General features: G+C 22.6%; 1 protein-coding gene. It reads left to right on the top strand.

What is annotated here, in order from left to right:
- The coding region (locus tag AVBRAN12637_RS09685) for a hypothetical protein (protein ID WP_336615829.1) at positions 1–780 on the top strand (780 nt) is incomplete at both ends.

The following is a 780-nucleotide window of genomic DNA, read 5'->3' on the forward strand; positions in this document are numbered from 1 at the left end:
ATATGAATGAGTTTTTAATATATCTAACATATTTTTTAGATAATTTACATGATTTAGCTAGTGGAATTATTAGTATTTTAATTCCTATACCATATGCAAGTTTTATTACTTACCCTATTGTTTTTACTCTTACTTTATTTATAGGTTTAAAGCTCTATCCTAGATTTATAATAGCTTTATATATTTTATTTTTATATTTGGTTATAAGAATTGGGCTTATTGATAGAGATGCCGGTGGGTGGTTTGTAGTTTTACAACTATTGCTACCAATTATATTTTCACTATTAATTTGGTGGTTTTATAAGTTAATAATGAAACAAAATCAAAAATTTATTAAAGTTATCTTTTATTTTTTCTCATTTTTAATGATTGCTTTTCACGGAATATTATTCATAAGTCATTTTAATTTACAGCAAAGTCCAAAGCACGAAGTAACAGAACTTAAAAAACCAAATACCTTATTATTAAGCACAATTAAAAAGCAAAACTATATGATAGATGGTAAGTTTTTTAAAAGTGTAAATTTAATAGTTGATAAAGAAGTGCAATTATATGAAAATTATAAAAAATATGAAAAAATTTTTGAAGAAGAAGCTTCAGAATTACCAACTAGACTTAGCAAAGATAAACTAATAAATTATGATATTTATGGTTATTATAAACCTTGTAGTTATGCAATAACAAATTTAAATAATTTGAGTTTAGAACTTAGCCCTAATCTTAATAGAATTTATGATTCTTTTACTAGGTTATTTATTGATAACTATTATCTTAGTTTAG

Source organism: Campylobacter sp. RM12637 (assembly GCF_020137645.1).
In the GTDB taxonomy this organism is placed as follows: Bacteria; Campylobacterota; Campylobacteria; order Campylobacterales; family Campylobacteraceae; genus Campylobacter_E.